We start from the raw sequence: 9677 nt of genomic DNA, 5'->3' as shown, positions 1-9677 counted from the left end.
GACCATTTCAAGGAAATCCGCCATGTCTTTGCACCCTGAACTGACCGCCTTCCTCGACCTGGTGGACGCCGGCCGCGAGTCCGGGCGCAAGGCGCTGCACGAACTCGCCCCGGCCGCCGCCCGCGCCGACTTCGAGCAGGCCTCGGCCGGCCTGCGCTGGCCCTGGCCGCAGCAGGTGGAGCGCCGCGACCTGAGCTTCCGCGCCCGCGATGGCGCGGAGGTCGGAGCGCGCCTGTACCTGCCGCGCAGCGCCGAGGCGCCGCGGCAGTGGCCGCTGCTGGTGTACTTCCACGGCGGCGGCTTCGTCGTCGGCAGCCTGGACTCCCACGACGGCGTCTGCGCCGAACTGGCCTGGCGCACGCCCTGCGCGGTGCTCTCGGTGGACTACCGGCTGGCGCCGCAGCATCGCTTCCCCACCGCGCTGGAGGACGCCGAGGACGCGCTGGCCTGGCTGCGCGAGGAGGGCGCCGCGCTGGGGCTGGATACCGAGCGCGTGGCCTTCGGTGGCGACAGCGCCGGGGCGACCATCGCCACGGTGCTGGCGATCCAGGCGGCGCGTGCGGAATGTCCGGCGATCCGGCCAAGGCTGCAGCTGCTCTGCTATCCGATCACCGATGCCTCGCGGGTGAGCGGTTCGGCGGAGTTGTTCGACGAGGGCTATCTGCTGGAGGCGGAGACGCTGGAGTGGTTCTACAGCCAGTACCAGCGCGGCGTGGAGGATCGCCGGGACTGGCGGTTTTCGCCGTTGCTGTGCGATGAGCTGAGCGGTTGTGCGCCGGCCTTTGTGGGATTGGCGCAGTTCGATCCGTTGCTCGACGAGGGCAGGGCGTATGCCGGTCGGTTGCGCGAGGCAGGTGTGGCGGTGACGCTGCGGGAGTATGCGGGGACCACCCATGACTTCCTGCGCATGGCGACGGTGATGCCGGGGATCGGCGAGATCCACGGGGAGATCGCGGCGCAGCTGGCGGCGGCGCTTTACCCGTAGGGTGGATAACGCGAAGCGTTATCCACCGTGGGCACCATTGGCGTGGCCGTACGTATGGAAACGTAGGATGGGTTGAGCGCAGCGATACCCATCGGGGCCAGGTTTGATGGGTATCGCAAGCTCAACCCATCCTACGAAACTACAAAAGCATGCAGTCCGCTGCGTGAGGTTTGCGTAGGAGCGGGCCATGCCCGCGAATCGCGCGCATGGCGCGCGGAGGATAAATGAGGGATGACGTGGCAGGGAGTTTCCCGTAGGGCGAATAACGCGAAGCGTTATCCGCCGTGGACGCGGGAGCGTCCGGGAACCATGGGGGAGGATGTGGCGCGCCCGCGTGAGGCGCGCCACGGGGGACGTCACCAGTTGTAGGTAACGGTCCCGAACACGGTGCGCTGCTGGCCGTACTGGCAGCCCATGTTGCTGAAGCAGCCGGCGACGTATTCCTCGTCGAACAGGTTGCTGGCGTTCAGCGCCACTTCCACGCCGTCCAGCGAGGAGTCGAGGCGGCCGAGCTGGTAGCTGACCAGGGCGTCGACCACGGTGTAGCTGTCCACCTTGAAGCTGTTCGCCGAGTCGCCGTAGGTGCTGCCGACGTAGCGGGCGCCGCCGCCGATGCGCAGGCCTTCGAGGGCACCGCCCTGGACCAGGTAGTCGGCCCACAGCGAAGCCATGTGCTCAGGCACGCGGAACGGGGTGTTGCCTTCGGTGCCGGTGTTCGACTCGGTGACCTCGACGTCGTTCCAGGTGTAGCTGCCGATCAGGTTGAGACCCTGGAGCACTTCGGCCCTGGCTTCCAGCTCGATGCCCTTGGAACGCACTTCGCCGTCCTGGCGCACGCCGCCGAGGGGAAGGAACTCGACGAGGTTTTCCCGGGTCAGGTCGAATGCGGCGATGGTGTACATGGCGTTGTAGTCGTTCGGCTCGTACTTCAGGCCGACCTCGTACTGCTTGCCGATGGTCGGATCCAGCTGCGAACCGTCGGGGGTGTTGCCGATGGTCGGCAGGAACGACTCGCTGTAGCTGGCATAGGGCGCCAGGCCGTTCTCGAACAGGTAGACCACGCCGGCGCGGCCGCTGAACTTCTCGTCCTTCTGCGTCTGCGGGGTGCGGTCGTCGCGCTGGTCGCTGGTCCAGTCGTAACGGCCGCCGAGTACGAATACCCAGTTGTCGATCTTCATCTGGTCCTGTGCATAGACGCCGGTCTGGCTGAGCTTCTGCTCGTAGTCGGCAGTCGAGAAGGGGAGGAAGGTCAGCGGCTGGCCATAGACCGGCCGGAAGATGTCGAACGGCTCGGCGACGATATCCAGCGCCTGCTGCTGGTCGAACTTGCCGTTGTTGTAGTCGAAGCCGACGAGCGCCGTGTGCTGAATGTCCCAGGTGGCGAAGTCGGCCTGCGCCTGGGTGTCGACGGTGAACAGCCGGCCGTCGCCTTCGCGTTGGTCGAAGTAGCGCATGTACTGGGACGGGTCGAGGAAGTGCGGGCTCAGCACCGCGAGTTCGGAACTGTCCTGCCGGTAGTAGCTGTAGCGCAGGTTCTGGCGCACGGTCCAGATGTCGTCGAAGCGGTGCTCGAAGACGTAGCCCAGCGAGGTCTTCTCGTTGGTCATGTGGTCGTAGCGGGTGTCGCCGACGTAGGTGTCGCGGTCCAGGCGGCCGCGCGGGTCGCGGAACACTGTGCCGGAAGCGGGCAGGGGGTTGGCGAAGTTGCCGGTCTGCTTCTGGTATTCGGCGAGCACGGTGAACTCGGTGTCGTTGCTCGGGCGAAAGCTGATCGCCGGGGCGATGTACTGGCGGCGGTTGGTGATGTGGTCGGTCTGCGCGTCGCCCTCGCGGAATACGCCGGTCACGCGGTAGCTCCAGATGCCTTCCTCATCCAGCGCGTCGCTGAGGTCGAAGGCGCCCTGCTTGTAGTCGAGGTTGCCGGCCTGCAGCTGCACCTCGTGCAGCGGCGTGGTGGTCGGGCGCTTGCTCACCAGGTTGATCTGGCCGCCCGGGTCGGATACGCCGTAGAGCACCGAGCTGGCGCCGCGCAGCACTTCGATGCGCTCCAGGCCGTAGGGCTCGGGGGCGTCCCAGCCGAGGAAGTCGGGCAGGAAGGTACGCGTGCCGTCGCGCAGCATGCGTCCGGTGCCCATCTGGAAGCCGCGGATGGTCAGCTGGTCGGTGACGAACTGCGGGCCGGCCAGTTCGGCGTTGACGCCGGGGGTGTAGCGCAGCGCCTGGGCGACGGTCTTCGGCTGCTGGGCCTCGATCTGGTCGCGGGTCACCACGGAGACCGAGGTGGGCGTCTCGATCAGCGCGGCGTCGGTCTTGGAGCCGACGCTGGCGCGCTTGGCGACGTAGCCGTCCATCGGGCTGGCGGAGCTGTAGGCCTGGCCGACGATGGTGGCGGCTTCCATCTCCAGCGCGGCGTCGTTGCCGGCGCTGGTCAGGGTGACGTTGTTGCCGTCCAGCTCGTACTGGATGTTGGTGCCTTCGAGCAGGCGGCGCAGCGCCTCTTCCGGCTCCATCGTGCCGGATACCCCGTGGCTCCTGATCCCCTTGACGGTGTCCTGGCCGTAGATGATCTGCAGGTTGGCCTGGCTGCCCAGCGCGCTCAGGGCCGAGGCCAGCGGCTGCGCGGGGATGTTCAGCTGCACCGGCTCGGCCTGGGCGGGCAGGGCGGCGGTCAGGGTGATGCCCAGCGCGGCGGCGGCGATGCAGCGCCGCAGGCGCAGCCTGGAGGTGTCGGGGTGATGCTTGTTCATGATGCTCCTGATGGTCATGTCCATGGGTCGGTTAGGTTCCTGGGACGTTCACGGCAGGGCCGCGACGTCCTCTTGTGGGGAGGCGCGCCGTTCGCCCAGCGGGCAGACGGCGCACCTCGGCAGCTCCAGGCGGTCGCGCAGGCAGCACACCTTGCGTGTCTGCGCGACGCCTGCCGAGTTTCTCTTCAATGCGGCCTGCAGCGGACGGCACAGGCCGCGGCTGTCGGCCAGGTAGGCGCGGGCCTCGCCGATGCTGCGGCTGGATCGGCCGCCGGCGGCCAGTTCCAGCGCCCAGTCCAGGCACAGCGCGGCGTTGCCCCAGAGCAGCCGCGGCGCCAGGCCGATGAGTTCGGCGTAGCGGCTGACGAAGGGCAGCAGCAGTTGTTCGAACAGGCCGTCGAGGCGCTGCGTGCCATCTTCCTGGGCGGGTAGCGCGCGGCCTTCGCCGCAGAAATGGAATTCCGCCGGGGTACCGTCGCGCTGCACGGTCATGCGCAGGGCGTGCAGGTCGGCGGGCAGGGCGCGGTCCAGCAGCAGGCGGTCGAGCAAGAGCGGCGGCAGCAGCGTGACGAAGCATTCCTGGTGCCACATCGACGCCACGGCGTAGCGGTCGCCGTCCGGCCAGGCCGCCGCCGTGTAGCGCCGCAGCAGGGCGCCGAGGCGGCGCGGCTGCAGCCACTGGGCGAGCGACGGCGCCGGGCTGTCCGGGCGCACGTGCAGGCGCTCGCCCATGGGGCGCAGCTCGGCGGGCAGGACGGCGAGCCGTGCGATCACGCGTGCTCCACCTCGTGTCGCTGCACGTGGCGGACCAGGCGGCCGTTGTCGATGCGCACCAGGGTGTCGGCGGCGTCGAAGTAGCGGTCGTCGTGGGAGATCACCACGATGGTCTTGCCGAGGCGGCGCAGGTCGGGCAGCAGCTCGGTATAGAAGATGCGGCGGAAGGCCGGGTCCTGGTCGGCGGCCCATTCGTCGAACACCAGCACCGGGCGCTTCTCGGTCCACGCCTGCAACAGCGCCAGGCGCTTGCGCTGGCCGGTGGAGAGGTCGGTGGTGGAGAAGCGGCCGTCGTCGATGCTGACCTTGTGGGCGATCTCCAGGCGCTGCAGGTAGGCCATGGCGTCCACCGGGATTTCGTCGGCAGCCTGCAGCAGGTCGTCGAACAGGAAGTAGTCGGAGAACACCGTGGTGAACAGCTGGCGGTAGTCGTCGCGCTGTTCGGCGCCGACCTCGCGGCCGTCGAGCAGCAGGCTGCCGCCCTGCGGCGCGTAGAGGCCGAGCAGCAGCTTGATCAGGGTGGTCTTGCCGGCGCCGTTCTCGCCGACGATGAAGAGGATCTCGCCCTGGCGCAGGGTCAGGTTCAGCGGGCCGAGGCCGAAGCCGGGAGCGCCGCCCTCGCCGGGATAGCTGAAGCGCAGGTCGCGCAGCTCGATGCTGGCGATGCTGCGCGGCGCCGGTTCCGGCCGCTGCTGCAGCAGGTTCGGTTCGGGCGAGGAGAACTGCGCCGACAGCTCGGCGATGCGGCGGAAGGCGACCTGCGCGCGGCTGACGATGGGCAGGGTGCCGAGCAGGTGCTCCAGCGGGCCCTTCATGTACAGCAGGACCAGGATGAAGCCGCTGAGGGTGGCGGTGCTGGTGGCCGGCCACAGCGCCTGGTAGCCGAGGGCGACGCCGATGACGATGAAGAACAGGGTGGAGCCGAAGCCCTTGGCGATGACGAACTGGTTGATCGAGCGGACCTGCTTGGCGCAGATGGCCTCGGCGGTGCCTTCGATGCACTCGCGATGCAGGAGCTGGCGGCGCGGGCGGTTGATGCGCAGTTCCTTGGCGCCCTCGGAGATCGAGCGGTAGTGCCCCTGCAGTTCGTCCTCCAGGTCGCGCGCCTCGAAGAAGCCCTTGATGCCGCGGGCGCGGGCCAGGTACTGCACCACCGAGCCGATGAGAATGGCGACGGTGGTGGTGAGGAACATCGGCAGCGACAGCTGGATCATGTAGCCGAGGCAGCCGAGGGTGACGCTGAGCGACACCGCCAGCGGCGCGAAGGCGAAGGCGAAGTCGCTGATGGTGTCGACGTCGTGGGTCAGCACCGGGATCAGCCGGTGGCTGCGGTAGCGCTCCAGCTGGTCGATCGGCGCGGCGAGGATCTTCGCCCCCAGCTCCTTGCGCAGGCGGGCGATGACGTGCTGGCCGACGTGGTTGGTGCCGATGTCGGAGAGGATCGAGCCGAGCAACGCCACCAGGCACAGCCCGGCGAAGGCCAGCAGCAGGCCCTGGCTGGTGCCGCCTTCGGCGTGCAGCGCGTGGTTGATGGTGGCCAGCAGGCCGGTGATGCTCAGGCCCCCCAGCACGCCGAGAACGGTGGAGACCAGCAGGAGCGGCCAGAACGGGCGGAGGACCTGAAGCAGGTCGCGGAGGGTACTGCGGGGTGCGCTCATCGTCGTGTCTTCCGGGCTCGGCGGCGACCGCGAGACCCGCCAGGGCCCCGACGGCCGCACGGCGCGTTGAGTGTGTTCCCTACAAGGACGAATGAAGACGCGAATTATTAAGGGCTGCAGCGAAAATAATTTCAGATTGCCATCGGGGTGGCATTGGGAACGATAAGACGCGGAGGTTTTGCCGGAACCGTAGGAGCGGGCCATGCCCGCGACCGGTCGCGCCCAGGTGCGCTCCTACAGGAGCGTAGGATGGGTTGAGCGAAGCGATACCCATGCAGTTGCGATGATGGGTATCGCAAGCTCAACCCATCCTACAAGTCTCGCGCAGGAGCCGGATTATGACTTCCGCTCTACCGGCTCGACAGCAGGATCACATCCCCCTGCCGCTGCAGGGTCACCGGCAGGATGCGCGGCAGGGCGGTGACCAGGTGTTCGATCTTCGCCGTGTCGTAGATGCCGCCGATGCGCAGTTCTGCCGCCTCGTCGTCGGCCAGTTGCAGCGGCAGGGTGAGGTAGCGGTTTATCAGCGGCAGGGCGTCGCGCAGGCTGATGTCTTCGAGCATCAGCTTGCCGTTGCGCCAGGCGGTGATGCCGGTGGTGTCGACCTGGCTGAGCTGCATCGCCCTGCCGGGGGCGAATACCGCCTGCATGCCCGGGGTGAGCTGGGTGGCCTGGTTGGCGATGGCGTTCGACGGCAGCGGCGAGACCAGCACCGAGCCCTGGGTGACGGTGACGGCGGTGCGCTGCGGTTCGGTCCAGATGTTGAAGTGGGTGCCGGTGACGCGCACTTCGTTGTTGTCGGTGCGGATCACGAAGGGCCGGTGAACGTTGCGCTGCACGTCGAAGTACGCCTCGCCGTAGGTGAGGCTGACGCTGCGGCGGTCGGTGTAGCCGAGGTAGAACAGCGCGGTGCGCCGGTTCAGCTCGACCTGGCTGTCGTCCGGCAGGGTCACCTGGCGGCGTTCCGGCTGGGCGGCGTAGTAGCGGATGCTGCCGGGCACCAGGCCGGCGGACCAGCTCAGGGTCCACAGGCTGCCGATGGCGAGGATCGCCACCGCGGCGCGGGCCATGAGCTGCCTGCCGCGACGGCGGCGCAGCTGGCGCGGTGCCGGTGCCGGGGTGGGCGTGCTCGCCGGCAACTGGGCGCTGAGCTGCCAAATCCTGCACATCGCCGCGTACTCCTCGGCGTGCGCCGGATCGGCGTCGTGCCAGCGGCGGAATTCCCGGCGTTCGGCTTCGGAGCAGTCGTCGGAATGCAGGCGCGCGCACCAGTAGGCGGCGGTGTCGCTCAACGAGTCATCGGCGGGAAAACGGCTGGGCATCATGGCAGACCGGCAGTACGAATTTGCCAAGCTTACTGCAAGCGCGGGCGGTTGCGCTTGACCTCCGGCGTTTTTTCCTCATCGCGGCGGGTTGGCTAAATATCCCGCGCGCTGCTTCGTCATCGCTTTATGAATTCCCCGGACCGCACACCGGATCGCGGCGAGGGGAAACCATTCCCAGCAGAGGACAAGCCAATGAACCAGCGTCTCCCCTCGGACCAGCCGCTCGACCTGATCGGCGTGGGCTTCGGCCCCTCCAACCTCGCCCTGGCCATCGCCCTGCAGGAGCAGGGCGAAGCACGCGGCAGCATGCTCGACTGCCTGTTCCTCGACCGCCAGGCCGACTACCGCTGGCACGGCGACACGCTGGTGGCGCAGAGCGAGCTGCAGATTTCCTTCCTCAAGGACCTGGTGTCGCTGCGCAATCCGCAGAGCCCCTACAGCTTCGTCAACTACCTGCACCATCACGGCCGCCTGGTGGACTTCGTCAACCTCGGCACCTTCTACCCCTGCCGCATGGAGTACAACGACTACCTGCGCTGGGTCGCCCGCCACTTCGCCGAACGCTGCGCCTACGGCGAGCAGGTGCAGCGCGTGGAGCCGGTGCGCAATGCCGACGGCAGCGTCGACCTGCTGGAAGTGATTTCCCTCGATGCCCGCGGCCAGGAGCAGCGCCGCCGCACCCGCTCGGTGGTGGTCAGCACCGGCGGCACGCCGCGCATTCCGCAGGCGTTCCAGGCGCTGCGCGACGACCCGCGGGTGTTCCACCACGCCAACTACCTGCGCCGCATCGCCCAGCACAAGTGCGCGCAGGGCGAGCCGATGCGCATCGCCCTGGTCGGCGGCGGGCAGAGCGCGGCGGAAGCCTTCATCGACCTCAACGACAGCTTCCCCTCGGTGCAGGTCGACATGATCCTGCGCAGCGCCGTGCTCAAGCCGGCGGACGACAGCCCCTTCGTCAACCAGATCTTCTCCCCCGAATACACCGACCTGGTCTTCGACCAGCCGGAAACCGAGCGCGAACGGCTGATCCGCGAGTACCACAACACCAACTACTCGGTGGTCGACCTCGACCTGATCGAGCGCATCTACGGCATCTTCTACCGGCAGAAGGTTTCCGCCCGCGAGCGCCATGCGTTCCGCTGCCGGACCATGGTGGAGGGCGCCGTCGCCCAGGAGGACGGCGTGCAGCTGACCCTGCGCGACATCGCCAGCGGCCGCACCGAGCAGCAGCGCTACGACGCGGTGATCCTCGCCACCGGCTACGAGCGCAAGTCCCATCGCACCCTGCTGGAGCCGCTGGCCGAGTATCTCGGCGATTACCAGGTCGAGCGCAGCTACCGCCTGAAGTCCGACCCGCGCCTGAACGCCGGGGTGTTCGTGCAGGGCTTCTCGCAGTCGACCCACGGCCTCAGCGACACCCTGCTGTCGGTGCTGCCGGTGCGCGCCGGCGAGATCAGCGACGCACTGCACGAGCTGATCGACGGCGTGCAGCCGCTGAACATTCCTTCATACAGCGCCGCCATGTCCGCGCCCGCCTGAGGATTCCGTCATGAACGCCGTTATCCAACCCACTCCCGTCGCGCTGCCGGCCAAGCCGCGCGGCGAGGTCTACCGTCACCGCGACCCGGCGCTGGGGCTGACCTTCTCCCTGCGCACCCTGGACATCGACGCCGACCTGGAGCGCTTCAACCGTTGGCAGAACAACCCGCGCGTGGCGCACTTCTGGCAGGAGCAGGGCGACCTCGACGCGCACCGCGAGTACCTGCGCAGGATCAAGGACGACCCGCACGTCTTCAGCCTGCTCGGCTGCTTCGACGGCGAGCCGTTCGCCTACTACGAGGTGTACTGGGCGCTGGCCGACCGCATCGCGCCTTTCTATGAAGTGGGCCAGTTCGACCGCGGCATCCACATGCTGGTGGGCGAGGAGCACCACCGCGGCCCGGCCAAGGTGCAGTGCTGGCTGCGCTCGCTGGTCAGCTACCTGCTGCTGGACGAACCGCGCACCAGCACCGTGGTCGCCGAACCGCGCGCGGACAACGCCAGGATGATCGGCTACATGGAGTCGGTGGGCTTCCGCAAGGAGAAGGAATTCGACTTCCCGCACAAGCGCGCGGCGCTGATGCGGCTGGAGCGGGAAGGCTTCCAGATCGTCGGGGCCTGATCAGAGGTGAATGACCCTGTAGGAGCG

The 9677-nt window shown here is 68.2% G+C and carries 6 protein-coding genes and 1 pseudogene; 3 read left to right on the top strand and 4 right to left on the bottom strand.

Annotated features, from left to right (window positions below):
• The first annotated feature begins 22 nt into the window (after positions 1-22).
• Complete coding sequence (locus BLR75_RS14250) at positions 23-985, top strand: alpha/beta hydrolase (RefSeq protein ID WP_084311277.1); 963 nt, start codon at positions 23-25, stop codon at positions 983-985.
• A gap of 356 nt (positions 986-1341) precedes the next feature.
• On the opposite strand, the gene BLR75_RS14245 is transcribed toward BLR75_RS14250, so the two are convergent.
• The 4 genes from BLR75_RS14245 to BLR75_RS14230 form a co-directional block, all read right to left on the bottom strand.
• Positions 1342-3732 (bottom strand): TonB-dependent siderophore receptor, encoded by a 2391-nt coding sequence (locus tag BLR75_RS14245; RefSeq protein WP_084311429.1) that lies wholly within the window; start codon positions 3730-3732, stop codon positions 1342-1344.
• Between the two features lie 48 nt (positions 3733-3780).
• Positions 3781-4506, bottom strand: a complete 726-nt coding sequence (gene fhuF, locus BLR75_RS14240; RefSeq protein ID WP_169720235.1) for a siderophore-iron reductase FhuF — start codon at positions 4504-4506, stop codon at positions 3781-3783.
• Positions 4503-6164, bottom strand: coding sequence for a cyclic peptide export ABC transporter (locus tag BLR75_RS14235; protein WP_084311276.1), 1662 nt, complete (start codon positions 6162-6164; stop codon positions 4503-4505). The genes fhuF and BLR75_RS14235 overlap by 4 nt, the downstream gene beginning before the upstream one ends.
• Before the next feature lie 350 nt (positions 6165-6514).
• Positions 6515-7486 (bottom strand): FecR family protein, encoded by a 972-nt coding sequence (locus BLR75_RS14230; protein WP_084311427.1) that lies wholly within the window; start codon positions 7484-7486, stop codon positions 6515-6517.
• 195 nt (positions 7487-7681) lie between these two features.
• Between BLR75_RS14230 and BLR75_RS14225 the strand changes: the two genes are divergently transcribed.
• On the top strand, positions 7682-9028 hold the full coding sequence (locus BLR75_RS14225; RefSeq protein WP_084311275.1) for a lysine N(6)-hydroxylase/L-ornithine N(5)-oxygenase family protein: 1347 nt from the start codon (positions 7682-7684) through the stop codon (positions 9026-9028).
• A gap of 46 nt (positions 9029-9074) precedes the next feature.
• Positions 9075-9650, top strand: a pseudogene (locus BLR75_RS14220) (GNAT family N-acetyltransferase); the annotation flags it as partial.
• Between the last annotated feature and the right edge of the window lie 27 nt (positions 9651-9677).

Origin of the sequence: Pseudomonas jinjuensis, assembly GCF_900103845.1 — a bacterium.
GTDB lineage: Bacteria > Pseudomonadota > Gammaproteobacteria > Pseudomonadales > Pseudomonadaceae > Pseudomonas > Pseudomonas jinjuensis.
This window is presented reverse-complemented; position numbering and strand designations above follow the sequence as displayed.